Source organism: Longivirga aurantiaca (assembly GCF_042660085.1).
In the GTDB taxonomy this organism is placed as follows: domain Bacteria; phylum Actinomycetota; class Actinomycetes; order S36-B12; family CAIYMF01; genus Longivirga; species Longivirga aurantiaca.
In genome coordinates this window covers 2,292,269-2,317,745 of the sequence record NZ_JBHSTI010000008.1, presented here as the reverse complement: position 1 = coordinate 2,317,745, position 25,477 = coordinate 2,292,269, and the positions used below count along the sequence as shown (strand labels likewise).

At 72.0% G+C, this 25,477-nt stretch carries 22 protein-coding genes and 1 tRNA gene; 5 read left to right on the top strand and 18 right to left on the bottom strand.

Annotated elements, in window-relative coordinates; all coding sequences use genetic code 11:
- Positions 1–90 precede the first annotated feature (90 nt).
- The 4 genes from ACFQGU_RS15000 to ACFQGU_RS14985 are packed head-to-tail and all read right to left on the bottom strand — an operon-like array spanning position 91 to position 2,907.
- The gene (locus tag ACFQGU_RS15000; RefSeq protein ID WP_386768037.1) at positions 91–951 is read right to left on the bottom strand and encodes a 5-oxoprolinase subunit C family protein; all 861 of its coding nucleotides are present in this window, start codon (positions 949–951) and stop codon (positions 91–93) included.
- Positions 948–1,562 carry a 5-oxoprolinase subunit B family protein gene (locus tag ACFQGU_RS14995; protein WP_386768035.1) on the bottom strand — a complete coding sequence of 205 codons (615 nt, stop codon included), beginning with the start codon at positions 1,560–1,562 and terminating at the stop codon, positions 948–950. The genes ACFQGU_RS15000 and ACFQGU_RS14995 overlap by 4 nt, the downstream gene beginning before the upstream one ends.
- Positions 1,559–2,365 carry a LamB/YcsF family protein gene (locus ACFQGU_RS14990; protein WP_386768033.1) on the bottom strand — a complete coding sequence of 269 codons (807 nt, stop codon included), beginning with the start codon at positions 2,363–2,365 and terminating at the stop codon, positions 1,559–1,561. Before ACFQGU_RS14990 ends, ACFQGU_RS14995 begins: the two co-directional genes overlap by 4 nt.
- On the bottom strand, positions 2,362–2,907 hold the full coding sequence (locus ACFQGU_RS14985; RefSeq protein WP_386768031.1) for a cysteine hydrolase family protein: 546 nt from the start codon (positions 2,905–2,907) through the stop codon (positions 2,362–2,364). Before ACFQGU_RS14985 ends, ACFQGU_RS14990 begins: the two co-directional genes overlap by 4 nt.
- 241 nt (positions 2,908–3,148) lie before the next feature.
- On the opposite strand from ACFQGU_RS14985, the gene ACFQGU_RS14980 reads away from it, so the two are divergent.
- A complete protein-coding gene (locus tag ACFQGU_RS14980; protein ID WP_386768029.1) occupies positions 3,149–3,685 on the top strand; it encodes a GreA/GreB family elongation factor in 537 nt (178 codons plus the stop codon).
- 126 nt (positions 3,686–3,811) lie between these two features.
- On the opposite strand, the gene ACFQGU_RS14975 is transcribed toward ACFQGU_RS14980, so the two are convergent.
- From ACFQGU_RS14975 to ACFQGU_RS14955, 5 genes are all read right to left on the bottom strand, one after another.
- Positions 3,812–5,611 carry an SLC13 family permease gene (locus ACFQGU_RS14975; protein WP_386768027.1) on the bottom strand — a complete coding sequence of 600 codons (1,800 nt, stop codon included), beginning with the start codon at positions 5,609–5,611 and terminating at the stop codon, positions 3,812–3,814.
- Positions 5,612–5,855: 244 nt separating this feature from the next.
- A complete protein-coding gene (locus ACFQGU_RS14970; RefSeq protein ID WP_386768025.1) occupies positions 5,856–6,284 on the bottom strand; it encodes a DUF1761 domain-containing protein in 429 nt (142 codons plus the stop codon).
- Between the two features lie 77 nt (positions 6,285–6,361).
- The gene (argF, locus tag ACFQGU_RS14965; RefSeq protein ID WP_386768023.1) at positions 6,362–7,369 is read right to left on the bottom strand and encodes an ornithine carbamoyltransferase; all 1,008 of its coding nucleotides are present in this window, start codon (positions 7,367–7,369) and stop codon (positions 6,362–6,364) included.
- Positions 7,370–7,415: 46 nt separating this feature from the next.
- Positions 7,416–8,642 carry an arginine deiminase gene (locus tag ACFQGU_RS14960; protein WP_386768021.1) on the bottom strand — a complete coding sequence of 409 codons (1,227 nt, stop codon included), beginning with the start codon at positions 8,640–8,642 and terminating at the stop codon, positions 7,416–7,418.
- Positions 8,639–10,129: an APC family permease gene (locus tag ACFQGU_RS14955; protein ID WP_386768019.1), complete on the bottom strand. Its 1,491-nt coding sequence runs from the start codon at positions 10,127–10,129 to the stop codon at positions 8,639–8,641. The genes ACFQGU_RS14960 and ACFQGU_RS14955 overlap by 4 nt, the downstream gene beginning before the upstream one ends.
- A gap of 344 nt (positions 10,130–10,473) precedes the next feature.
- Between ACFQGU_RS14955 and ACFQGU_RS14950 the strand changes: the two genes are divergently transcribed.
- A complete protein-coding gene (locus ACFQGU_RS14950) occupies positions 10,474–10,857 on the top strand; it encodes an SHOCT domain-containing protein (RefSeq protein ID WP_386768017.1) in 384 nt (127 codons plus the stop codon).
- A 63-nt stretch (positions 10,858–10,920) separates the two neighbouring features.
- On the opposite strand, the gene ACFQGU_RS14945 is transcribed toward ACFQGU_RS14950, so the two are convergent.
- Positions 10,921–11,469, bottom strand: a complete 549-nt coding sequence (locus ACFQGU_RS14945; RefSeq protein WP_386768015.1) for a hypothetical protein — start codon at positions 11,467–11,469, stop codon at positions 10,921–10,923.
- Between the two features lie 222 nt (positions 11,470–11,691).
- Here ACFQGU_RS14945 and ACFQGU_RS14940 point away from each other — a divergent pair, with 222 nt between their 5' ends.
- The gene (locus tag ACFQGU_RS14940) at positions 11,692–13,785 is read left to right on the top strand and encodes a zinc-dependent metalloprotease family protein (RefSeq protein WP_386768013.1); all 2,094 of its coding nucleotides are present in this window, start codon (positions 11,692–11,694) and stop codon (positions 13,783–13,785) included.
- A 452-nt stretch (positions 13,786–14,237) separates the two neighbouring features.
- On the opposite strand, the gene ACFQGU_RS14935 is transcribed toward ACFQGU_RS14940, so the two are convergent.
- A tRNA-His gene (locus ACFQGU_RS14935) sits at positions 14,238–14,313 on the bottom strand.
- Between the two features lie 134 nt (positions 14,314–14,447).
- Positions 14,448–15,107 carry an oligoribonuclease gene (gene orn, locus ACFQGU_RS14930; RefSeq protein ID WP_386768011.1) on the bottom strand — a complete coding sequence of 220 codons (660 nt, stop codon included), beginning with the start codon at positions 15,105–15,107 and terminating at the stop codon, positions 14,448–14,450.
- A 60-nt stretch (positions 15,108–15,167) separates the two neighbouring features.
- Here orn and ACFQGU_RS14925 point away from each other — a divergent pair, with 60 nt between their 5' ends.
- A complete protein-coding gene (locus ACFQGU_RS14925; RefSeq protein ID WP_386768010.1) occupies positions 15,168–17,378 on the top strand; it encodes a zinc-dependent metalloprotease family protein in 2,211 nt (736 codons plus the stop codon).
- Positions 17,379–17,441: 63 nt separating this feature from the next.
- The gene (locus ACFQGU_RS14920; RefSeq protein ID WP_386768008.1) at positions 17,442–18,473 is read left to right on the top strand and encodes a threonine aldolase family protein; all 1,032 of its coding nucleotides are present in this window, start codon (positions 17,442–17,444) and stop codon (positions 18,471–18,473) included.
- A gap of 3 nt (positions 18,474–18,476) precedes the next feature.
- Here the strand turns inward: ACFQGU_RS14920 and ACFQGU_RS14915 are convergent, their stop codons facing one another.
- Genes ACFQGU_RS14915 through ACFQGU_RS14890 form a run of 6 tightly spaced genes read right to left on the bottom strand, consistent with a single transcriptional unit; the run spans position 18,477 to position 25,434 of the window.
- Positions 18,477–19,799 carry a vWA domain-containing protein gene (locus ACFQGU_RS14915; protein WP_386768006.1) on the bottom strand — a complete coding sequence of 441 codons (1,323 nt, stop codon included), beginning with the start codon at positions 19,797–19,799 and terminating at the stop codon, positions 18,477–18,479.
- Position 19,800: 1 nt separating this feature from the next.
- On the bottom strand, positions 19,801–20,736 hold the full coding sequence (locus tag ACFQGU_RS14910; protein ID WP_386768004.1) for an AAA family ATPase: 936 nt from the start codon (positions 20,734–20,736) through the stop codon (positions 19,801–19,803).
- The gene (locus ACFQGU_RS14905) at positions 20,733–21,668 is read right to left on the bottom strand and encodes an XdhC family protein (RefSeq protein WP_386768313.1); all 936 of its coding nucleotides are present in this window, start codon (positions 21,666–21,668) and stop codon (positions 20,733–20,735) included. The genes ACFQGU_RS14910 and ACFQGU_RS14905 overlap by 4 nt, the downstream gene beginning before the upstream one ends.
- Positions 21,669–21,680: 12 nt before the next feature.
- On the bottom strand, positions 21,681–24,080 hold the full coding sequence (locus tag ACFQGU_RS14900; protein WP_386768002.1) for an aerobic carbon-monoxide dehydrogenase large subunit: 2,400 nt from the start codon (positions 24,078–24,080) through the stop codon (positions 21,681–21,683).
- A complete protein-coding gene (locus ACFQGU_RS14895) occupies positions 24,077–24,562 on the bottom strand; it encodes a (2Fe-2S)-binding protein (protein WP_386768311.1) in 486 nt (161 codons plus the stop codon). Before ACFQGU_RS14895 ends, ACFQGU_RS14900 begins: the two co-directional genes overlap by 4 nt.
- Before the next feature lie 2 nt (positions 24,563–24,564).
- Complete coding sequence (locus ACFQGU_RS14890) at positions 24,565–25,434, bottom strand: FAD binding domain-containing protein (RefSeq protein WP_386768000.1); 870 nt, start codon at positions 25,432–25,434, stop codon at positions 24,565–24,567.
- Positions 25,435–25,477 lie beyond the last annotated feature (43 nt).

The window sequence follows — 25,477 nt, the reverse complement described above, 5'->3', positions numbered from 1 at the left end:
GCTCGGGCATTGCTCCGACCGGGGGCGTGTCGCGACCGAGGTCACTCTGCGTGCCTTGGACAGACCTTGGACAGATCTTGGAAATCCCAGTCAGGCCAAGCGAAATCGCAGCTGGTCACCAGGACGCAGCTGTGCGGCCCGGTCGAGGTCGGCGTCGACGACCACACCGATCACCGGATACCCACCGGTTGTCGGACGGTCGGGGCCGAGGAGCACCGGACGGCCGTCCGGAGGCACCTGCAGAGCGCCCGTCACGACGGGCTCGCTGGGCAGCTCGCCGCGCTCGGGCCGGCGCACGAGCAGCGGGCCGTCGAGGCGCACTCCGACGCGGTCGCTCTGCGGCGTCACGGTCCACGAGGCGGCCAGCAGCAGGCCGAGCGCGCCCTCGGCGAACCAGTCGTCGCGGGGTCCGGGGACGACGCGCAGCGGCCCGCCGGAGGGCCGGTGCGGGGCGTGGTCGACGTGCGGGTGGCGCACGCCGTCCGACCCCAGCGGGAGGCGGTCGCGAGCGGCCAGCGGTGCCGGGCCCAGGCCCGCCAGGGTGTCGGTCGACGCGCTGGCGAAGGTCCGGCGTACGGCGAGCCCCCCGCGGACGGCGACGTAGCTGCGCAGGCCCTGGCTGGGCTGCCCGAGGGCGAGGGTCGCCCCTGTCGCGAGGTGCACGGGGGCCCGCCTCCCGACCTCGTAGGCCCCTCCGTCGGACGCGGTGACGGTCACCGGGCCGTCGGCCCCGGTCACCGCGACGACCACGGGCACCAGGGCGCGGAGAGCGAGGCCGCCGCCGAGCGCCTCGACGGCGGCGGCCTCCTCGCGGTTGCCGACGAGCCGGTTGGCGAGGCGAAGGGCCCCCCGGTCGTACGCACCGGACGGGCCGACGCCGTACTGCGCCCATCCCGGGCGGCCGAGATCCTCCACCAGGGCGCGCGGCCCGGGTGCCACCACCTCGATCATGGCGAGACCTGGCGGAAACGGACCGGCGTCCCGGGCGCGAGCAGGGCGGGCGGGGTGCGGGTCTCGTCCCAGAGCGGGGCGTCGGTGGTGCCGAGCAGGCGCCACCCGCCGGGCGACTCGCGCGGGTAGATCGCCGACCACACGTCGGCCACCGCGACGGCGCCCGCCGGCACCGACGTGCGCGGCGTCGCCAGGCGCGGGACGACGAGCCGCGGGTCGAGGCCGGACAGGTACGCGAAGCCGGGGGAGAACCCGCAGAACGCCACCTCGAACTCCGACGCCTGGTGCCGGGCCACGACCTCCTCGCGGCTGAGCCCGACGAGGTCGGCCATGTCGTCGAGGTCGGCTCCGTCGTACCGCACGAGCACCACGACGACGGCCGAGGCGCCGTCCGACCGCGGAGCCGGCTCGAGCGCGGCGATGCGGCGGGCGAGGGCGGGGCGGTCCGCCGCGGCGGTGTGGCGCACGAGCACCGTGGCGGCGCCCGGGACGGCCTCCACCACCCCGGGGAGTTCTGCGGCGCGCACGGCGGCGGCGACCCCGGCGGGATCCTGGCAGTCCGCGAGCAGCGCGAGGTCGCCGCAGGGGGCGACGCGCGTGACGGCTGTCATCGGACGCCGGAGAACGGCACCAGCACCACGCCCGCCGCCCACAGCGCCTGGCGCACGCTGCGGGCGAGGTCGACCGCGCCGTCGGTGTCGGAGTGCAGGCACACCGACCGCGCGTCGATGGCGATGTCGTGGCCATCGGCCGACTCCAGCAGGCCGTCGCTCTCGAGCCGCAGGACGCGGGCGACGACCGCGTCGGGGTCCGTGATCACCGCACCGTCGTGCGACCTCGGGACGAGCCGACCGGCACGGGTGTAGGCGCGGTCGGCGAAGGCCTCGGCCACCACCTCGATCCCGGCCGCCCGCGCCCGCAGGGCCAGGGCGCTTCCGGGGAGGGTGAGGACCGGCAGCTGCCGGTGGCTGTCGGCGTCGGCCAGCACGGTCGAGACGACGGCGTCCGCCACCTCGGGGTCGTCCGCAGCGGTGTTGTAGAGGGCGCCGTGCGGCTTCACGTACGCCACGCGTCCGCCCGCGGCGCGGGCGTGGGTGCGCAGCTCGCCGAGCTGCTCGAGCAGCTGGGCCTGCAGCGTGCGTGCATCGACGTCGAGCCGCCGGCGGCCGAATCCTGCGCGGTCGACGTACGACACCTGGGCGCCGATCGCCACACCTCGCTCGACCGCGACGGCGCACACACGAGCCATCGACGACGCGTCGCCGGCGTGGCCGCCGCATGCGACGTTGGCGCTGGTGACGACAGCGAGGAGGGCGTCATCGACCTGGGTCGCGTCGAGGGCGGATGTCGCGACGCCCTCGCCCAGGTCGGCGTTGAGGTCGAGGGTGCGGGCGACCGAGGTGCGGTCGGTCATGCCAGGTCGGCCACCCAGTCGGCGGTCGAGCGCAGCTGGGCGAAGCCGTCGCCCAGCACGCCGAGCTCGACCCGGTGGACCAGCGCTGCGGGAAGGTCGTCGGCGATGTCGATCGTGCCGGTCGCGTCGACGAGCACGGTGACGTCGAACCCGCGATGCATCGCCTGGCGGGTGGTCGAGTCGACGCACATGTGCGTCATCCACCCGGCGATGACGACATGGTCGATCCCGCGCTCGGACAGCCACTCCTGCAACGGGGTGCCGGTGAACGAGCCGGGAAGCTGCTTGTCGATCACCATGTCGTGGTGCCGCGAGGCGACGACGTCGTGCAGCTCCCACGCCGGCGTGCCCGCCACGAAGATGCCGCCGCTCGGGTCGGGCTCGGTGTGCCGCACCGCGACCACGGGGAGGCCGGCCGCGATGGCGGCGTCGATCGCCTCGCCGATGCGGATGAGCGCCTCGTCGACCGGGGGGTGGACGATCGGCAGGGCACCGGTCACGTACTCGTTCTGGACGTCGATGACGACGAGGGCGCTGGTCACGGGCACAGCCTGCCAGCGGAGGGCCGCACCGCATGCGGGACCTGCGCGGCCGGGCTTGACAGAGGATTTAGATTTCCGGAAACTGTCCGCATCTGATCGGCGGGGAGTACCCCATCACCTTCGACTCGTCAGCACGGCCCCAGGGCCCGGGTCGAGGGGTCGCGGCACCAGCCGCGGCGGCGGGAGACCACCGGCGGAGCAGCCACGGCTGCCATCCGACCGAGCCCTGCCAGGAGGAACCATGAACCCCACGACCCGCCCCCGCCCGATCCAGGGGGCGCGCGTCCGCCCGTCCGCCGGCCCCCGGCGATCCGCGGAGCGCCCCCTGCTCACGGCCGACGGCCGCTTCCTCATGCAGCTGCGCGCGCAGCACCTGCTCGAGGTCGCCATCCCCGAGGCGCGGACGGGGCTCGACAAGCGGCGGCGCGACCCGCGCGACGTGACACGGCTCGAGCGGCTGTGCGTCGAGGCGGTCTGGCTCGAGCGGCTGCTCGCCCGCGCGGTGACCCTGCCGGCGCCCTCGGGCGACGTCGTCGAGCTCGGCAGCTACGTCCGGATCAGCCTCGTCGACGGCGAGGGCACCTGGGTGCGGCCGGTGCCGGCGATCGAGGCCATGCTCGACGACCACCGCGTCAGCGCCTCGTCGCCGCTCGGGGCCGCGCTGCTCGGCGCGCGCGCGGGCGACACCGTGGTCGTGGACGGTCCCGCCGGTCCGTGGGAGTGCACCATCCTCGAGATCGCACCGCGCGACCCCGAGACGCTGCACCTCGTCGCCTGAGGCTGCCGGCCCGCCCCGCCGCCCGTCCCGCGCCGCCGACCCCGCGCCTCGGAGTCCGCGAGTTACTGCCCAGAACGTCGTTGAAGACGGCCGCTCAACGGCCAATGGGGCAGTAACTCGCGGGGCTCAGAAGTGCCAGACGAGCGGGACGACGACGAGGGCGACGACGAGCCACCAGAGGAGGAGGGGCAGGCCGAGCCGCCAGTAGTCGTTGAAGCGGTAGCCGCCCGGCCCCATGACCATCATGTTGGCCGGGGTCGCCACGGGCGTGAGGAAGCTGCACGCGCCGGCGATGGCGAGCGTCATGAGCACCGGCTGCACGGACACCCCGAACTCCGTCGCGGCGGCCACCGCGACGGGGAGCAGGATCAGCACCGTCGCGGTGTTGCTGATGAACTGGCCGAGCGTCGCGGTCATCACGAAGAGCGCGAGCAGCAGCACGATCGGGCCGGCGTCGCCGACGACGGCGAGCAGCCACGAGGCGAGCAGGTCAGCCGCGCCGCTCGTGCGGATCGCGGTCGACAGCGGGATGAGGCCGCCGATGAGGACGACCGTCTGCCAGGAGATCGAGCGCAGCGCCTGCGGCCCGGAGATCACGCGCAGCAGGACCATGGCGACGGCGGCTCCGAGCCCCGCGATGGACGCCGGCACCAGCCCGAGCGCGAGCAGCAGGATCATCACGGCGAGGACGGCGACTGCTCGCCAGGCACGGCTGCCGAGCGGGGCGGCCTGACGGCGGACCAGGTCCGGGCTGTTCACGACGACGACGTCGCGGTGGTCGACGAGCGAGTCCACGGCCGACCAGGCGCCGTGCACGAGCAGGAGGTCGCCCTCGACGAGGTCGACCGGGCCGGCGCCGAGATCCTTGCCCCGACGCCGGATCGCGAGGATCACGACGTCAGAGCTGCGCAGCTGCCCGGCGAACACGGACTCGCCGACGAGCGGCGACCGCGGGGGCACCACGAGCTCGGCGACGCCCATCTCGTCGGTGATGAGCACGCCGGTCGAGTCGGTGACCGGACGCATCGCCACCGTGAGCACCAGGTCCATGGCGAGGCGCGACACGACGTCCGACGGCCCAGTGACGACGAGGACGTCGCCCGCCTCGAGCGCGCCCCTGCTCACCGTGCCATCGCTGGCCTGCACGGCCGTCACGGTGACACCGGCGTACGGCGCGAGGTCGAGCCGGTCCGCGGACGTACCCACGAGCGGGGAGTGCTCGCGGACGTGCAGGCGGTGGAACCCGTCGGTGAGGTCGTAGTGGTCCTGCACGGTGCTGGCGTAGCGGCTGAGGTCGGGCGGCAGCATGAGGGACTCGCGGACGGGCAGCACCTTCTCGGCGATCAGCGCGCAGATCGCAAGGGTGCCGAGCACCAGCGGGATGCCGACCACGGCGAACTCGAAGAAGCCGAAGCCGCCCGCTCCGGCGTCGGACGACGCGTCGGACACGAGCACGTTGATGGGGCTGGCCGTGAGGATGAGCAGCGAGCCGGAGCTCCCCGCGAAGGCCATGGGCAGCAGCATGTGCGCGGGCGCCACCTTGAGGCGCATCGCGATCACCACGACCATCGGCAGCAGGGCCGCGGCGGCGCCGTTGAGGGTGATGAGGGCGCTCATCACGGCGGCGAGAGCCATCACCGCGACGAGTGCGGCCCTCGGCCGGTCGCCGATGCGCGCGAGCAGGGTCTGGCCCGCCCAGTTCGTCACGCCCGCCGAGTCGATGGCCTCGGACACGACGAACAGCGAGGCGATGAACACCACGACCGGGTCGCCGAACCCCGCGAGCACCTGGTCGTAGTCGAGCAGCCCGGTCGCCCACAGCGTGAGGGCCGTGAGGACGGCGACCGCGGCGACGGGCAGCCGGTTCCAGATGAACAGGACGACGACGGCGGCGAGCACCAGCAGGCTGGTGGTGGCCGGATCCATGCGTCCTCCTCCTCGTTCGGCAGGCCCGACCCTAGGCCCGGCGGCGGCATCCGGCAGAGGTTCCCGCAGGGAGGCCGGGGGTCGAGTGCGCTGCCCCAGGATCTGCCCAGCGAGCGCGAGGAGACCGAGGCCCGGCTCAGCAGGGACGACTCGAGCACGCCGGTTTCCGCCACGGCAGGGGCGCCAGGAACCGGTGCGCCCGTCACCGGTGGCCGACGCCGAGGAGCGCGTGGCGCGGCGAGGATCAGAGCCAGAAGCTGAGCACGCCGCCGATGAGGGTGAGCCCGAGGATGTCGCCGCCGACCTCGATGGCCCAGACCTTGAGGCCCTGGCCGGAGAAGAGCCGGTGGCCGAGCGAGGCCGCGGCCGCGATGCCCGCTCCCACCAGCGCACCGACGAGGAGCCCCGTGCCGACCGTGACCTCCTGGTCGTAGAGCGCGGCGCAGGCCTGCAGGATCCACGACATCGTGAGCACCTGCACGAGCAGGCCGACCACGGTGAGGCCGAAGACCTTGGCCATGCCGTCGCCGTTCTCGAGCTGCTCGCCGTCCGTGTGGCCGAGCGCACGCCACCAGATCGGGAACATCGTCCTGGGGCCGAACCACAGGAAGTTCGCGACGAACGCGACGACGAACGCGACGAGGACCCCGAGCCAGGGGATGGTGACCGTCATGCGGGCGACGGTAGACCCGCGGAGAAGCCCGGGCCAGGACCCGGGCTTCTCCGTTCGTGCTGACTGACGCGGCGGGTTCAGTCGCCGATCGTGGCGACCATGATCGCCTTGATCGTGTGCAGGCGGTTCTCGGCCTGGTCGAACACGACCGACGCGGGGGACTCGAACACGTCGTGCGTGACCTCGAGGCCCTCGGTCATGCCGGTCTTCGCCGCGATGTCGCGGCCCACGACCGTGTTGGTGTCGTGGAACGCGGGGAGGCAGTGCAGGAACTTCGCGTGCGGGTTGCCGGTTGCCTTCATCGCGGCGGCGTTGACCTGGTACGGCGCGAGCAGGTGCACCCGCTGGTCCCAGACCTCCTTGGGCTCGCCCATGGAGACCCAGACGTCCGTGTGCACGTGATCGACGCCGGCGAGGCCCTCGGCGGGATCCTCGGTCAGCGTGATGCGCGCGCCCGACTGCTCTGCGCGCTGGCGGGCGATCTCCTGGACCTCGTCGGACGGCCACAGCTCCTTCGGGGCCGCGATGCGCACGTCCGAGCCCATGATGGCGCCCATGACCAGAAGCGAGTTGCCCATGTTGGAGCGGGCGTCCCCGAGGTAGCAGTAGGCGATGTCCGAGATCTGCTTGCCGCCCGAGTGCTCCGACATCGTGAGGAAGTCGGCGAGCATCTGGGTCGGGTGCCACTCGTCGGTGAGGCCGTTGTAGACCGGCACGTCGGAGTACGCCGCGAGCTCCTCGACGGTGGACTGCGCCGAGCCGCGGAACTCGATCGCGTCGAACATGCGCGACAGCACGCGCGCGGTGTCGGCGGTCGACTCCTTGTGCCCCATCTGGGACCCGGACGGGTCGAGGTAGGTCACGTTCGCGCCCTGGTCGTAGGCGCCGACCTCGAACGCGCAGCGCGTGCGCGTCGAGGTCTTCTCGAAGATCAGCGCCACGTTCTTGCCGCGCATGCGCTGCACCTCGGTGCCCGAGTACTTCGCGCGCTTGAGGTCGCGCGCGAGGTCGAGCAGGAACTGCAGCTCCTGGGTGGTGAAGTCGACCTCCTTCAGGAAGTCGCGGTTGCGCAGGTTGAACGACATCTCGTCTTGTCTCCGTCTCTCACGTGTCTTCCGAGCCTAGAGGGCCTCAGCCCACGGGCTCGCGCTCGATGGGGCAGGTCATGCAGCGCGGGCCGCCGCGGCCGCGTCCGAGCTCCGAGCCGGCGATGGTGACGACCTCGATCCCGTTGCGGCGCAGGAACGTGTTGGTGGTGGTGTTGCGCTCGTACCCGAAGATGACTCCCGGTGCGACGGCAAGGAAGTTGTTGCCGTCGTCCCACTGCTCGCGCGCGGCGCCGTGCTCGTCGATCGGCGTCTTGAGCACCCGCAGCCGGTCGAGCCCGAGCGACTCGGCCACGACGGGGAAGAGCTCGTCGTGCTCGGCCACCTTGTAGTCGCCTTCACCGGACCCGATGGGCTCGAGGGTGAAGCAGCGCAGGTTCCCGGACAGGAACGGGTACACGCTGAAGGCGTCCCGGTCGATCATCGTCATGGCGGTGTCGAGGTGCATGAACGCCCGCTCCTTGGGCAGCTCGACGACGATCACGCGGGTGACCTTGCCGTGGGCGAACCACTGCCGGGCGAGGAACTCCACGCCCTGCGGGGTCGTCCGCTCTCCCATGCCGACCATGACCGCGCCGTTGCCGATCACGAGGATGTCGCCGCCCTCGACGTTCGCGGGGTCGTGGTACTCGTTGTCGTTGCCGTAGTAGAAGTGCAGCCCGGCGTCGCGGAACATCGGGTGGAAGTTCCACACCGCGCGGGAGTTGATCGTCTCCCGCTTGCGGGCGGGCTTCGACATCGGGTTAACCGACAGCCCGTCGTACACGAAGGCGGAGTTGTCGCGCTGGAAGAGGTGGTTCGGCAGCGGGCGGAGCAGGAAGTCCATCGGCTCGAGATAGGCCCACAGCAGGCTGGCGCCCTCGTCGAGATCGATGTCCTTGCGCAGCACGCCGCCGATGAGCACCTCGGCGAGCGTCTCGGCCGGCGCCCGGAGCACGAGCTCGTCGAGCTGTGCCTCGAGCGCGGGGCCGAAGCGGTTGGCGGTGGTGAGCTCGTCGGCGATGAAGTCCCGCGCCCCGGGTTGGTCGAGCGCGGTGACGAGGAGCTCGTGGAACAGGTGCACCGTGACGCCCTTGTCGCGCAGGCTGGCGGCGAACGCGTCGTGCTCCTCGCGCGCCCGTTCGGCCCACATGACGTCGTCGAACAGCAGGTCCTCGACGTTCTGCGGCGTCAGGCGTGAGAGCTCGAGGCCGGGCCGGTGCAGGATCGCCTGCTTGAGGACTCCCACCTCCGAGTCGACGTGGAACGTCATGAGGCCACCTCCGTGCGCGTTGTCGGGTAGTCGGGGACGGGCTCGGGCTCGGTCATCCGCTTGCGCTGGGACAGGTAGACCGGGATCCCGATGACGAAGGCGGCACCAGCCATGATGAACGGTGCGTACTCCTGGATGAGGGTGTTCTCGTCACCGGTGTTCCGCGAGTAGACGATGAAGAGCACGGAGAACACGATCGCGACCACGGCGACGACCAGGTCGCGGACGAGCCTCGGGGTGTGGACCTTCCTCGAGTCGGTGATGCGCCACTTCAGCTGCGCCAGCCCGGAGAAGATGTACGGGATCGCCGCGGTGATGCCGGACATGTAGACCAGGGTGTTGAACACCGTGTAGCCGCTGCTGCCCCAGTTGGCGAACACCACCGCCACCGTGGCGAGCACTGTGGAGGCGATGATCCCGAACGCGGGGACGCCGCGCGCGGACATGCGCCCGAAGCGCGTGGGGAAGAGGCCGTCGTTGGCTGCGGCGAGCGGCATCTCGGCGCAGATCATGGTCCAGCCGTTGAGCGCTCCGAAGCCGGAGATGATGACGCAGGCGGCGACGACCCAGCCGGCCCAGGTGCCACCGGTCATCGCGTCGGCCGCCGTGGAGTACGGCGCGGAGCTCTCGCCGAGCACCGTGCTCGGGACCGAGCCGAAGACCGCGATCAGCGACAGCAGGTAGACCGCTGCGGTCGCGAGCGTGCCGAAGATGGTGGAGCGGGGGACGTTCACGTCGGGGTTGCGCACCTTGGCCGCGGCGACCGACGCCGTCTCGACGCCGAGGTAGGAGAACAGGCACAGCGCCATCGCGCCCAGGATCGCCTGCGCGTCGCTGTCGCCGGAGAGGTTCATCGGGCTGAAGTTGTCGGTCGAGATGGCGAACAGGCCGACCGTCGACATCAGCGCCAGCGGCACGAACTTGATGACCGACGTCCAGAGCTGGACCGCGCCCATGTTCTTCACGCCGAGCAGGTTGACGCCGGCGGGCAGCCAGAGCCCGACGACCGCGAACAGGACCGGCCAGACGGCGAGGTCCTGGCCGAGGATCGGCACCGTCGTGCCCAGCCAGCCGGTGTCGAGGCCCTGGGCGTCGAGCCAGCCGCCGATGACGTACTGGACGTAGAACACCCAGCCGACCACGATCGCGGCGTTGCCCGCCCATGCGGTGATCCAGTAGGACCACGCGTTGGCGAAACCCGTCCCGTTGCCGAACGCCGTACGCGCGTAGGCGTACGGTCCGCCGTCGGCGGGAAGCCGCCGGGACATGCTGGCGAACATCAGGGCGAGGGCGAGGGCGCCCACGGTGGTGAGGACCATGGCCCAGATGCTGATGGGGCCGTACGAGGCGAGGGAGCCGGGCAGGTTGAAGATCCCGACCCCGATGATGCTGCCGACGATGAGCGCGGTGGCCTGGGGCAGGCCCAGCGCCCGTCCGGGCTTCTGCGGCGCCAGCGGTGCTGCTGATGGTGTTCTCGTGGTGCTCATACGGAGGACCCCTCCCGCCGACCGAGCGGCCGAGCAGGCCGCGCGGTACGGGACCGTGCCCCGCGTCCTGGTGCAGGCCCGCGTGGGTGTCCCGCAGATCCAACCTAGACCTGTGCGAGCGGTGTGTCGCCGCTCGTCCGGGCCCCGGGCCGATGGTCACGAACCGACCGACTTTCTGTGTCTGTCCGACCCCGGAGAGTCGGATGGGCCAGGATGTCTGCTGGGACGTTCGAGGGGGCCGGGAGGCACCCTGTGCGTCACGGCGGTGCGAACCGCACCGGCCGCCAATCCCGGCCGGACCGCGGCCCGGCCACGGGCCACTTCACTAAAGGAAAGGCTCAGCGATGAACCTCGTCGACTGGCTCTGGACGCTCCTCGTCTTCTTCTTCATGGTCATGTACTTCATCCTGCTGTTCCGCATCATCGTGGACATCTTCCGCAGCGATGACCTCAGCGGCTGGGCGAAGGCCGGCTGGCTGATCTTCCTGTTCGCGCTCACCCTCCTCGCGGCGCTGATCTACGTCATCGCCCGCGGCAAGGGCATGACCGAGCGCGACATGGCGCAGTACAGGGCCGCCGAGGCCGCCCAGGCCGACTACATCCGCTCGGTGGCGGCCCCCGCGGCCGACCCGACCGCGCAGATCAAGAACGCGCACGACCTGCTCAGCTCGGGTGCGATCTCCCAGGAGGAGTTCGACGCGATCAAGGCCAAGGCGCTCGCGTCCTGACGCACCGATCCACGGTCGAGAGCCCCGCAGCGCCTAGCGCTGCGGGGCTCTCGCACGTCCGGGTCAGTGCAGGCTGGACTTGAGGACGATCATGACGACGCCGAACAGCGCGGTGAGGCACGACGACGCGAGGAGCCGGGCGCCGCGCAGGCCGCCGGCGCGGCCCATGTTCCAGCCGACCAGGCCGAGGAGCAGGGTGTTGACCACCAGGGCCACCTTGACCGCCGTCGCCGTCTCGATCTGCAGCAGCGCCTCCACGAGCAGCACGACGACCGGGACGATGCTCGCCGCCATGAGCGGCCAGCCGTCCTTCACGATCCGCATGCGCTCGGGGCCGGTGAGGTCGCGCCTGTGGATGGTGCGGGTGGCGATCCAGTGCACGTACGTCTCGGCGATCCAGTAGACGGCGAGCGTCGCGACCAGCGCGGCGCAGACGCGGGCGAGCCGGTAGTCGTCCGGGGCGGTGGCGAGCACGGCGCCGCTCACGATGAGGCCGAGCAGATGCGCCGACCGCCGGCGGTGCGGGTCGCCGGCGTCGTACCTGCCCTCGTCCTCGTGCTCGGTCGCGGGGACGGGTGCGGTGGCCGGGTTCTCGGGCGGCGGTGCGGTCACGGCTCGAGTCTGCCAGCGCCGGCGGCAGGCGGACGACCGGGTGCCGTCACGTTGCGCGGTCGGAACGCCGGGGCGGCGGGAGGTCGTACGGCGTGGTCGCGCACGGTGCGTGACCGTCGATGACCGGTCATCGCGGGGATGTCGGCCGCGTCACACAACCCGGCGACCCGAACGGAGCAGTGGGCCGAAAGACCGGGGGAGCGGGTCGCCGAAGCAGTGGGCATGACGCGACGCCATGCCCCGGTCCTGGCAGCGACGGCCTGTGCCGTCGCCGTCGGCCTGGTGGTCGGCTTCGCCCCCGCGGCGTCGGCCGCGGCGTCCGGTCCCGATTCCGAGCTGGTCGTGACGGGCACTGTCGAGCGGTTCCTCGTCGACGACTTCGCCAGCCACGAGGCCGGCGAGGACGACGCATCGCTCACGTTCGTGAACACCGGCGACGCCGCCGTACAGGTGCCGGCCTCGGCGCTCGCACAGGTGGCGGACGGGGCCACGGTCCGTGTCTCGCTGGCCGACTCGGCAACCGCCGAGGTGTCGGCGTCCGGTGTCGAGCCCTTCGTGACCGACGGCACCGACACCGAGGCCGGGGCGGCCGTCACCGGGCTCGCCGTCGTCGCGCAGCCCGCGGCCGGGCTCACCGACACCGGCACAGGTGCGGCTCCCGCTGCGGTCACGGTGCAGGCCACCAGCAGCGCGAGCCACCACGTGCTCGTCGTGGTCGCCACGCCGTCGAACGGGACGGCCTCGAGCGTGTCGGCAGCCGACGTCGCCGCCACCGTCCGCGGCTCGGTCAGCAGCTACTGGTCGAGGATGACGGGCGGCTCGGTCACGTTCGACGCCACGGCGTACCCGTCGGTCGTGAAGACCGCGTCCACCCCGTGCGCCGCCAGCGGCGACGCGTCGACGTCGTTCGAGTTCTGGAACGAGATCAAGGCCACGACCGGGTGGAGCGAGGGACCGGGCAAGCACCTCGTCGTCTACTTCCGCACGTTGACCTCCTGCGGCGGCATCGCCGGGCTCGGCACGGTCGGATCGGACCGGGCCTCGGGCGGCATGCTCTGGAGCAACGGCTACAACACGACCGGCGTCCTCGGCCACGAGCTCGGTCACAACCTCAGCCTCGGCCACTCCTCGACCCTCGCCTGCACGAGCGGCGGGACTCGCGTCACCGACGCCGCAGGCGCCGCCTGCGTGAAGAAGTCGTACCTCGACACCAACGACATCATGGGCGTCTCGTGGCAGAACCAGGGCTTCCTCAACGGGTCGCACCTGCGCTACCTCGGCCTGCTCACGTCGTCGTCCGCCCAGGCCCGGCCAACCCGGTCCGGTCGCGCCGTGCTCGCCCCGCTCGAGAGCGGCGCCGGACTGCGGCTGCTCACGCTGGCGGACGGCACCACGTCGTACGTGCTCGAGTTCCGCGCCGCGACGGGGCAGGACGCCTGGATGGCCGGCGCCCCCGGGTGGGGCTCCACCGGTGTGACCGTGCGCCGGGAGACCGCGGGCAGCACGTCGTTCCCGCTGCGCGAGTCGCTCCTGCTCGACGGCGACCCCTCGACCGCTGACGCGTCGCTCGGCGCGCTCGACGCAGCGCTCCCGCGCAACTCCTGGGTCGAGCTGGCCGACGGCAGGCTCCGCGTGCGCCTCGTCTCGACCTCGTCCTCCGCGGCCGTCGTCGACTACGAGATCGGCGGAGTTCCGGCAGTCACGCAGCTCGCGGTCGCCGTCCTCGGCATGACCGACCCCGTCGCCTCGCTGCGCACAGGCACCATGACCCGTACGTCGAGCGGCCCGGTCGTCCCCGTCACCTGGTCGTGGGGCGTGACCACCGAGGCCGGCACCACCACCGCGCGAACGCTCACCACGGGGCTCGCGTCTAGCGCGTGGAACATGCTGCGCCGTACGACGACGGTGACCGACGGCGAGGGCACGATCTGGACGGCGACCGGTGCCACGAAGGCCAACTACCGCAGCGACCGGGTCGCGACGACGTACGTCGGACCCTGGACCCTGAGCACGACGTCGTCGGCCAACGGCGGCAGCCTCCACCGGACCTCGACGAAGTACGCCTCGGCCACCACGACCGTGACGGCGTCGAGCATCGCGGTGCTGCTGCAGCGCGGATCGCACCACGGAACGGTCGCGGTGCTCGTGGACGGCGTGAAGGTCGCCACGGTGGACATGAGCGCGACCGCCAGCAGCGTCCGCGTCGCCGTCGTGAAGTCCTTCGGCTCGACCAGCACCCACACCGTGAAGGTCGTCAACATGACCGGCGGCGCCACCGGCGCCCTGGGCTTCGACGGCGTCGCGATCCTCGCCTGACCCTCAGCCCACCTGGTCGGCCCGCCCCCTGGGCTCGACGACGCCATCCCTGCGGCCGAGGGCGGTGATCTGGTCGTGCTCCCCGGAGGGGTCCTGCTCCGGCAGGGACACGCTCCTCCCGCGGCTCGCGAGCGTCCGGACGCCGCCGACGTCGTCCTGCATCTCGTCGGCGGCCGCCTCACCTGAGCCGATTCGGTAGTGGAAACTCGCGCTCTGCGCCGATTTCGCACTACCGAATCGGTCGGGCCCGCGCTCGGGCTCGCGCTCGGGCTCGCTTCGGCGGGTTGGTGGCGCGTTCGTCGCGTGGCTCGGTGAGCCGCCGTCCACTGTTCCTGGGCGTGAGTGACGGGTCCGTCGACCGCCTCGCTGCGCTCCCGCACTCGACGGAGAGGGACTCACGCCTGACAGCACGAAGCGGGCCCCGGAAGAACTGGGGCCCGCTGCGTGCTGTGTGGGGTGAGTGACGGGACTTGAACCCGCGGCCACCTGGACCACAACCAGGTGCTCTACCAGCTGAGCTACACCCACCATCAGCCGTCGCGTACCCGGTGCAGGACCGGGCGGCGGGGCCGGGTAGGAAGCATACCGGCCCGGAGGCCGTGCTCCGAACGGGCGGTCGTCGACACCGACCGTGAGGCAGGCCCGGCGGCCAGGTACGGGCGTCAGGCCGGCGGGCCCTCGGAGGCCTCGGCGGGCACGAACGGCTCGAGCAGGTGGCGGCTCGCGACCTCCCGGGCCCCGTTGGTGTCCGGGCCCGGCTGGGGTACGAGCACGGTCTCGCGGTAGTAGCGCAGCTCGGCGATCGACTCGCGGGCGTCCGCCAGGGCACGGTGGTTTCCGCGCTTGGCCGGGGCGCTGAAGTAGACGCGGGGGTACCAGCGGCGGACGAGCTCCTTGATCGAGGAGACGTCGACGAGGCGGTAGTGCAGCCACGCGTCGAGCTCGGGCATGTCGCGGGCGAGGAAGCCGCGGTCGACGTACACGCTCGAGCCCGCGAGCGGGGCCTTGCGGGCCTCGGGCACGTGGCTCTTGATGTAGTCGAGCACGAGGGCCTCGGCGGCGGCGAGCGTCGTGCCCTCGGGGATCTCGGTGATGAGGCCGGACGCCGTGTGCATCTCGCGGACGACGTCGGGCATGTTCGCGAAGGGCTCGTCCGGCGGGCGGATGACCACGGCGACGCCGGCGTCGAGCTCGGTGAGCTCGCCGTCGGTGACGACGCAGGCCACCTCGACGAGGGCGTCGGAGCCCAGGTCGAGACCGGTCATCTCGCAGTCGACCCACACGATGCGGTCGAGGCCGCGGCCGTTCTCGGAGCTCGCCATGGCGCCAACCCTATGACTCCGTCCGGGCGATCACCCGTTCGGAGCAACGAGGCGGGGCCCATGTCGGGCGAAGACATGGGTATGGCAGTGCGTCCCTGGCTCGTCGCGGCTCCGGGCCGAGCCATGCCCGGACGCCGTGGCGCGCGCAGAGCGGTCCTCACGGCCGTCGCCGTGGCGGCGACCCTCTCGCTGGCCCTGCCGCCGGCCGACGCGCTGGCCGGGGGGACTCCGGGCGCGGAGCTGGTCGTGGTCGGCACGGTCGAGCGGTTCGAGATCGATGCGTTCGAGGCGCCGGAAGCCCACGCCGATGCCGTCACCTTCGTGAACACGGCCGAGGGCGCGGTGCAGGTGCCCGCGTCCGCGCTCGAGCATGTCGAGGACGGCGCCACGGTCCGCGTGGGTCTTGCCGACTCCCCGACGGTCGAGGTCTCCGAGAACGGCGTCGACGCCGTGGCACCGGACGACGCCGTCGTCACCGCGGAGTCGGCCGACGCCGAGGCCGGGGCCGACGTGACCGCCGTCCAGGTGCTCGCCGAGCCCGCGGCGAACGTGACCGACACCGGGGCAGGTGTCGCCGTCGCCGCAGCCGCCACCTCGGCGGCGGACTCGCCGCACCAGGTGCTGGTCGTCGTCGCGACGCCGTCCGGCGGATCAGCCTCGTCGGTGAGCGCTGCGGACGTCGCCGCCACCGTCAACGGCTCGGTCGACGCCTACTGGTCAGACGTGACGGACGGGGCAGTCGGCTTCGTGGCGACGGCGTACCCCAGCGTCGTCACGACCACCACGACCCCGTGCTCGAGCGGCAGCGTGGGCACGTCGTTCACCTTCTGGAACGAGGTGAAGGCCAAGACCGGCTTCACCGAGGGCGCGGGCAAGCACCTGCTCGTGTACTTCAAGGCCCTGCCCGCCTGTGGCGGCATCGCGGGCCTCGGCACGATCGGCGGCGACAGCACCAGCGGCGGCCTGGTGTGGTCCAACGGCTACAACACCACCGGCGTGATCGGGCACGAGCTCGGCCACAACCTGGGCCTCGGCCACTCGCAGCTGCTCGACTGCAGCGACGGCGGGGTCCGCGTCCTCGACGCCTTGGCGTCTGCGTGCACCGAGCGGTCGTACAGCGACACCAACGACATCATGGCCGTGTCGTGGCAGAACCAGGGGCACCTCAACGCCTCGCACCTGCGCGACCTCGGCATCCTCGACGCCGCCTCGAACCCCGAGCCGTCGGACGACGGCCAGGTGACGCTCGCGCCCATCGCTCTGGGCACGGGGACGCGGGCGCTCACGCTGACGCGCGGCGGCTCCCGCTACGTGCTGGAGTACCGCGCCGCCGTCGGCCGCGACGCGTGGATGACGGGCCTGCCCGGCTGGGGATCGCTCGGCGTCACCGTGCGCAAGGAGTTCGACCCGGCGTCGCTGCCCTCGGGTTCGACGTTCTCCGACCGCGAGTCCTTCCTGCTCGACGGCAGGCCCGCCACCCCCGACTCCTCGTTCGGCCAGCTCGACGCCGCGCTGCCCGTGGGCGTGTGGATCGACCTCGCCGACGGCTACCTCGGTGTGCGCGTCGTGTCGCAGGATGCCGACGGCGCCGTGGTCGAGTACCGCAACGGCCTCGCGGACTCCGACCCGCGCTACGTGCCGCCGCCCCGGCCCGAGCTGACCGTGCCGCAGCCCTGGCTGCGTGCCGGCGGCGTGACCGTCTCGCCGTACGGGCCTGTCGTCCCGATGCGCTGGAGCTGGAAGGTCACGACGCCTGCGACCGATCCGGCTGCCGCGGCGAGCGTCGCGGTCAAATGGTCGCAGAAGACCGGGCTCGCGAGCCGCACCGGCTCCGTGCGGGTCTTCACCGCGACGGCGACGGCGCTCGACGGCACGGTGGTGAGCGCTCGTGGCGCGACGACCGCGACCTACCGCAGCGACGCCTCGAACCCGACGATGAAGTACGGCGGCTCGTGGACGATGTCGTTCCCGAGCAGCTCGCTGGGCAAGGCGATCCACAAGACCACCCGGAAGGGCGCCTTCGCGACCGCCCTGGTGCGCGGCAGCAGCGTCGGCATCCTGCTGCAGCGCGGGGGTCGCAACGGCTGGGTGGCTGTGTACGTCGACGGCGTCAAGGTCGGCGGCGTGAACATGAAGGGCAGCGGCACGGCCACGCGGATGGCGTACGTGGTGAACTTCGGCTCGCCGGGCCTGCACCGCGTGACCGTGATGAACGCGTCCGGCGGCACATACGGGCGCATGGGCTTCGACGGCGTCGTCACCCTCTCCTAGCCGCACCCGGGTCGCCGCACCCTCGCGCCGCGCGGGAGGATGTGCCGGACCTGGAGGAGGACCATGACCGGCGCGAGCTTCGGCAGCGACAACCACGCAGGCGCGCACCCCGACGTGCTGGCAGCCATCACCGAGGCCAACACCGGCTGGGTGCCGGGGTACGGCGACGACCCGGTGACGCATGAGGCCGAGCGGCTGTTCCGCAGGCACTTCGGCGAGCAGGCGCAGATGTTCCCGGTGTTCAACGGCACCGGCGCGAACGTCGTGAGCCTGCAGGCGATGACGCGCTCGTTCGAGGCCGTCGTCTGCTCCGAGGGCGCGCACATCAACGTCGACGAGTGCGGCGCCCCGGAGAAGCTGCTCGGCTCCAAGCTGATCGACGTGCCGTCGGTGGCGGGCAAGCTCACGGTCGAAGCCGTCGACCGCGCGGTGTGGGGGATCGGCGACCAGCACCACGTGCAGGCCAGGGTCGTCTCGCTCACCGAGTCGACCGAGCTCGGCACCGTCTACACCGTCGCCGAGCTCCGCGCGCTGGCCGACTGGGCGCACGGGCGCGGGCTCCTCGTGCACGTCGACGGCGCGAGGTTCGCCAACGCCGCTGCGTCGCTCGGCGTGTCCCTGGGCGACCTCGCCGGTGACGCCGACATCGACGTGCTGTCGTTCGGCGCGACGAAGAACGGCGCCCTGGGCGCCGAGGCCGTCGTCGTCCTGAAGCCCGGTCTCGCGGACGTGCTGCCGTTCCTGCGCAAGCAGTCGATGCAGCTCGCGTCGAAGATGCGCTTCGTCTCCGCCCAGCTGGTCGCGCTGCTCGAGGGCGACCTCTGGCTGCGCAACGCGACCCACGCCAACGCGATGGCCACCCGACTCTCCGCGGCGCTGGACGGCCTCGACGGCGTACGGATCAGCCACCCCGTCCAGGTGAACGCCGTGTTCGCCGTGCTCGCCCGGGAGCACATCGAGTCGCTGCAGTCGCGGCACACGTTCTACGTCTGGGACGAGAACGCCGACCAGGTGCGCTGGATGACCGCGTGGTCGACCACCGAGGCGGACGTCGACGCCTTCGCCGCCGACGTCCGCGCCACCGTCAGCGTGTGATCGCTAGGAGCCGTTCACGGCCCCGGAGACGAGGCGGCCGGTGGGGAATCGGTCGACGCCCGGGGTGGGCGATGCAGGCGGCGCGGCCTCGGGCTCGACGTCGGCCGCGACCGGCAGCGGCCGCACGCGGTGCACTCGCCGACCCACGACGGCGGCGTCGCGGATGGCCGTGAGCACGTCCTCGAGGGCCCGCAGCGAGTGTCCGCTGACGAATGTGTCGACGTGCGGCAGTGCCGCGGCCATGCCGCCGACGAGCGGCTTGTAGCCGGCCGCGGCCTTGCGCGGGTTGACCCAGATGATGTGGAACGCCAGGCGCGAGAGCTGCTCCATCATCCGGCCGACGAGCTCGGGGTCGCCGAGCTCCCACCCGTCCGACACGATGACGACGACGGACCCGCGGGCGATGCCGCGTCGGCCGTGCTCGTCGATGAACGCCTTGAGCGCGTTGCCGATGCGGGTCCCGCCCGACCAGTCGGGCGCCGCGGCCGCCGCCCGCCGGTAGGCGACGTCGGGATTCGTGTGGTGCAGCACGCGGGTGAGCCGTGTGAGCCGGGTCGCGAAGACGAACGCCTCGGAGCCGAGCGCCTGGACCGCGCCGCGCATCAGGTGCAGGTAGACGCGGGCGTACGGCTCCATCGATCCCGACACGTCGGCGATCAGCACCACCCGGCGGGCGCGCTGCGTCGCCCGCTTGTGCACCCGGCGTACCGGGTCGCCGGAGGTCTTGTGCGACGCGCGCAGCGTGGCGCGCACGTCGAGGCGGTCGCCGGCCGCGTGCCGGCGCTGTCGGCGCGCGCGCCGCATCGGGGGGAGCAGCGGCAGCTGCGAGACCAGTGCCTGCAGCAGCGCGAGCTCGTCGTCGGTGCACTCGGCGAAGTTCTTGGCGCCCAGGCGTTCTTCGCTGCTGACGGCGGCCAGGAGGCTGGGCTCGTCGTCCTCGGGCTGCGCCTCGCCCTCGCCCGGGAGGCCTTCCGAGCCGGTCGGGCTCCCTTCGCCCTCGCCCTCGCGGGACGAGTCGGACTTCGGGGCGTCGTCCTTCGGCAGCGTCGACACCGGCGTGGGGGGAGCGGAGTCGCCGCGGAACTCGGCGAAGTCGACGAGGCCGCGGAAGACCTGTCCGAAGACGCGGTCGAAGACCTCCTCCTGGTCGTGGTGCGACAGCAGGGTCGCCTTGCCCAGGGCCGACAGCTCCTTGACGGTAGCGGGGTCGGCGAGCAGCACGGCACGGGTGAAGCGGGCGCTGCGCTCGGGGGTGACGGGCACGCCCGCCTGGTGGAGCAGGTGGCCGAAGGCCGCGATCACCGCGGGGAGGTCGGCCGTGGCCATCTCACCCCTCCGCGGCGGCGCGCAGGTCGTCGACCGACTGCTTCGCCGCGCGCACCGGGTCGGCTATCCAGCGCAGGCTCGCCGCGCGGGCGACGTCGTGGTCCTCGCGGTACTTGAGCACCGAGCCGAGCGTGAGCTCCACGGCCGCCTCGTCCAGCTCCTCGATGCCGAGCAGCTGGGCGGCGTGGACCCAGTCGATCGCCTCGGCGACGCCTGGCGGCTTCTGCACGTCCAGGCTCCTCAGCCGCTGGACCGCACCGGCCACCTGCGTCGCGAGCATCTCGCTGGCCTCCGGCACCCGCGCCCGCACGATGGCGATCGCCTGCGCCAGCGGGGGGTACTCGATCCAGTGGTACAGGCAGCGGCGCTTGAGGGCGTCGTGCAGGTCGCGGGTGCGGTTCGAGGTGAGGATCACGATCGGCGGATGGGTCGCGCGGATCGTGCCGAGCTCGGGGATCGTCACGGTCGACTCCGCGAGCAGCTCGAACAGGAACGCCTCGAACTCCTCGTCGGCGCGGTCGACCTCGTCGATCAGCAGGACGGCCGGACGGGGACCGGGGTGCTCGAGCGCCTGCATGAGGGGACGGCGGACGAGGTACTTCTCGCCGAACAGCGTCTCCTCGACGAGGTCCGCGCCCTGCGCCTCCGCGAGGCGGATGCCGAGGAGCTGCCGCGGGTAGTTCCACTCGTAGAGCGCCTCGGCGGCATCGATGCCCTCGAAGCACTGCAGCCGCAGCAGCGGGGTGTCGAGCAGCTCGGCGAGCGACTTCGCAGCCTGGGTCTTGCCGACGCCGGCCTCGCCCTCGAGCAGCAGCGGCTGGGGGAGCCGTACGGCGCAGAAGAGCGCGGCCGCGAGGCTGGGGTCGGAGAGGTAGCCCGCGTCGGCGAGGCGCGCGGTCAGCGTCCCGATGTCGGGGACGAGGTCGTCGACGGTCACGATCGAGGGTACTTCTCGGGGTGCTTCAGGAACTCGCGACGGCACCCGGGGCAGCAGAACCACACGCGCTCGCCGTCCGGGAGATCGGCGTGCAGGGCGTCCGGCGAGATCGTCACCGTCATGTCGCAGACCGGGTCGATCGCGGTCTCGGTCTCCAGCGAGATCACGCCGAGCCGCGTCACGGGCGGCTCCGTGACCGGCGGGTGGGTGCCGGCATGTGCGGTGCGCGGCACGCGCGGACGCTCGGAGACCATCTGGGCGAAGACCGAGAGCGCGATCTCCTGGGGTGTGCGCGCGCCGATGTCGAGCCCGGCGGGGTAGTGGATGCGTGCGCGCTGCTCGTCGGTGAGCTCGAGCGACTCGACGACCGCGGCGCCGCGCTTGGGGCTCGCGACGAGCCCGACGTACGGAACGCCCGCGAGCACGGCGTCCTGCAGCGTCTTCTCCTCGCGCTTGCCGTGGGTGGCGACGACCACGGCGTCGGTGGCCGAGAGGTCGGCGTCGTCGTACGTCGAGACCTCGTAGCCGAGCGCCTCGGCGACCCCGGTCATCGCACGGGCGATCGGGCTGTCGCCGAGCACGGCGACGAGCGGCAGCGGCAGGACGGGCTCGAGGAAGATCTCGAGCGTGCCTCCCGACAGGCAGGCGTTGTGCACCACGGTCTTGCCCGACTGCTCGCCCTCGGGGTTGGGCGTGATGCGCAGCAGCATGGAGTCGCCCGACGACAGCAGCGACAGGGCCTGCGTGCGCACCGTCCCTTCGGCGCACTGACCGCCGACGAAACCCTCGATGACGCCGTCAGGGGTGATCACCGCCTCGTCGCCGGGCTTCGCCGAGGTGGGTCGTTCGGCGAGGACCACGCGGGCATGGACGAACGGCACCCTGTGGGCGCGCAGGGACTCGGCCCTCTCGTCCAGTGCCCGCGTGGTCATCACGTGGTGCTCCTAGTCGACAGCCATGTCGGTACGGACAGGGCTGCCCTGGATCGCGCGCCAGACGTTCGCGGGCGTCAGCGGCATGTCCGCGTGGCGCACGCCGAACGGCGAGATGGCGTCGATGACGGCGTTGACGACCGCGGCGGGCGAGCCGACGGTGGCGGACTCGCCCACGCCCTTCGCGCCGATGGGGTGGTGCGGGGACGGGGTCACGGTCTCGCCGAGCTCCCAGTCCGGGCACTCCATCGCGGTCGGGAGCAGGTAGTCCATGAACGAGCCACCGAGGTTGTTGCCGTCGTCGTCGAACGCGATGAGCTCCATCAGGGCCATGCCGATGCCGTCGGCGAGACCGCCGTGCACCTGCCCCTCGACGATCATCGGGTTGATGCGAGGGCCGCAGTCGTCGACCGCGATGAACCGGCGCACCTTGACCTGGCCGGTGCCCGGGTCCACGTCGACGACGCAGATGTAGCAGCCGTACGGGTAGGTGAGGTTCGGCGGGTTGTAGACCACCTGCGCGTCGAGGTGCCCCTCGACGCCCTCGGGCAGCTCGAGCGCCCCGTGGGCGTCCATCGCGATCTCCTGGATCGTCCGGCCGCGCTCGGGGTCGCCCTTCACGTACCAGCGGCCGAGCTCCCACTCGAGGTCGTCGGGCGCGCACTCGAGCGCCGCGGCGGCGATGAGGCGCGCCTTGTCGCGCACCTTGCGCGCGACGAGGGCGGCGGCCGCACCCGACACCGGCGTCGAACGGGACCCGTACGTGCCGAGCCCGAACGGCGTGTTGTCGGTGTCGCCGTGGATGACCTCGATGTCCTCCGGCGGGATGCCGAGCTCGTGGGCGACGATCTGCGCGAACGTCGTCTCGTGGCCCTGGCCCTGCGACTGCACCGACAGGCGCACCTGGGCCTTGCCGGTCGGGTGCACCCGCAGGTCGCAGCCGTCCGCCATGCCCAGGCCGAGGATGTCCATGTGCTTGCGCGGGCCCGCGCCGACACCCTCGGTGAAGAACGAGATGCCGATGCCCATGTACTCGCCGCGGGCGCGCTTCTCGGCCTGCTCCGCGCGGAGCTGGTCGTAGCCGGCCATGTCCATCGCGACGCGCATGGTCTTCTCGTAGTCGCCCGAGTCGTACTCCCAGCCCGTGGGCGTGGTGTAGGGGAACTGCTCGGGGCGCAGCAGGTTCTTCAGGCGCAGCTCGGCCGAGTCCATCTTCAGCTCGGCCGCGAGGCAGTCGACGATGCGCTCGATCGCGTAGACGGCCTCGGTGATGCGGAACGAGCAGGCGTAGGCGACGCCGCCCGGCGCCTTGTTGGTGTAGACCGCCGTCACGTTGCAGTAGGCGGCGGGGTAGTCGTACGAGCCGGTGAAGATGTGGAAGAAGCCGGCGGGGTACTTCGTGGGCTGGGCCACGCCGTTGAACGCGCCGTGGTCGGCGAGGACGTCGACCTTGACGGCCTGGATCTTGCCCTCGCGGGTCGAGGCGATCGACACCTTCATGTGGTAGTCGCGGGCGAAACCGGTCGACATGAGGTTCTCGGCGCGGTCCTCCATCCACTTCACCGGCTTGCCGGTGACGATGGAGCCCACGATCGAGCACACGTAGCCGGGGTAGATCGGCACCTTGTTGCCGAAGCCGCCGCCGATGTCGGGGCTGATCACCTGGATGTTCTGCTCAGGAAGGCCGGCGACGAGCGCGTAGACCGTGCGGTGCGCGTGCGGCGCCTGCGTCGTCGTCCAGAGCTTGAGCTTGCCCGTGGTCGGGTCCATGTGCGCGACCGAGCCGCACGTCTCCATCGGGGCCGGGTGCACACGCGGGTAGAGGATGTCCTCGGTGACGACGACCTCCGCGTTGGCGAAGGCGGCGTCGGTCTCCTCCTTGTTGCCCGCCTCCCAGTCGTAGATGTGGTTGTCGGTCTTGCCCTCCTTGTCGTCGCGGATGACGGGGGCATCCGCGTCGAGGGCCTTCTTGGCGTCGGCGACCGCGGGCAGCGGCTCGTAGTCGACGTCGATGAGCTCGAGGGCGTCGCGGGCGATGTACTTCGACTCCGCGACGACGAACGCGACCTCCTGGCCCTGGAAGCGCACCTTGTCGGTGGCCAGCACGGCCTGGGTGTCGTACGACAGCGTCGGCATCCACGCGAGACCGAGGGTCTCGAGCACCGCGCCGGTGATGACGGCCTTCACGCCCGGCAGCGCCTCGGCGGCCGAGGTGTCGATGCCGTTGATCCTCGCGTGCGCGTAGGGGCTGCGCAGGATCGCGCCGTAGAGCATCCCGGGCAGCTGCACGTCGTCGACGTAGTTGCCCTCGCCGCGGAGGAAGCGGACGTCCTCCTTGCGGTGCATGCGGCCGAAGCCGATGGGGTTGCCGGCGGCGGACAGGGGGACGGGGGCGTCCTCGAGCGCGGTCATGCGGTCACCTCGGCGTCGGTCGTGGCGGGGTTCTCGGCGGCCCACTGGATCGCCGCGACGATGTTCTTGTAGCCGGTGCAGCGGCAGATGTTGCCGCTGATGCCCTCGCGGATCTCGGCCTCGGTCGGGTGCGGGTTCTCGTCGAGCAGCGCGCGCCCGACCATCATCATCCCGGGGGTGCAGTAGCCGCACTGGAGGCCGTGGCACTCCATGAAGCCCTTCTGGATCGGGTCGAGCTCGCCGCCCTTGGCGAGGCCCTCGACCGTGGTGATCGACTTGCCGTCGGCCATCACCGCGAGCTGCGTGCAGCTCTTGACGGGCTCGTCGTCGATCCACAGGGTGCAGGCGCCGCAGTTGGAGGTGTCGCAGCCCCAGTGGGTGCCGCGCATCTGCAGCTCGTCGCGGATGAAGTGCACGAGCAGCATGCGCGGCTCGATGTCACGCGTCTGCTCGACGCCGTTGACGGTGATCGTCACCTGCATGGTCATGCTCCCTGGGAGGCTCGGGCGGCGCGGCGCAGCGCGCGGAGGGTCAGCTCGGTGGCGAGGTGGCGCTTGTAGTCGACCGGTCCCCGCTGGTCGGCGTACGGCTCGCAGGTCTCGCCGACGACCTTGGCGGCGGCGGCGAAGCTCTCCTCCGTGGCCGGCTGACCGATGAGCGCAGCCTCGGCGGCGGGCGAGCAGTAGTGCTCGGCGCCCACGGCCGCGTTGCCGATGCCGCAGTCGGTCACGACGCCGTCGCGTACGACGACGAACACGCCCGCGGTGGCGACGCCCCAGTCGCCTGCGCGGCGCTCGACCTTCTCGTACGCGCTGCCCGCGCCCGGACGGATCGGGTAGCGGAGCTCGACGAGCACCTCGCCAGGCTGGATGACGGTGTCGTACGGGCCCTCGTGGAACTCGCGCAGCGGCACGGTGCGCCGGCCGCCGGAGCCCTGCACGACGGCGGTGCCGCGCAGCGCCGAGCCGACGGCCGACAGGTCCGCGGCCGGGTCGGCCTGGCACGCGGAGCCGCCGATGGTGCCGCGGTTGCGCACGACCGGGTCGGCGATGAGGTGCTCGGCCTCGCGGAAGATCGGGTAGTGCTCGGCGAGGATCGCCGAGGCGAGGATGTCGCGGTGCCGGGTCATGGCCCCCACCACGATCTCGTCACCCTCGATCCGGATGCCCGTGAGCTCCGGGATGTCGTTGAGGTCGACGAGTGCCTCCGGCGCTGCGAGCCGCAGCTTCATCATCGGCAGCAGGCTGTGTCCGCCTGCTACCGGCCGGGCGTCCTCACCGAACTGCTCGAGCAGCTCGATCGCATGGGCCACCGAGGTGGCCTTCGCGTAGTCGACGGGGGCTGGGGTCTGCATTCCGCCACCTCACTGGGGGTCGTGCCGGATGGGTTCGTGCTGC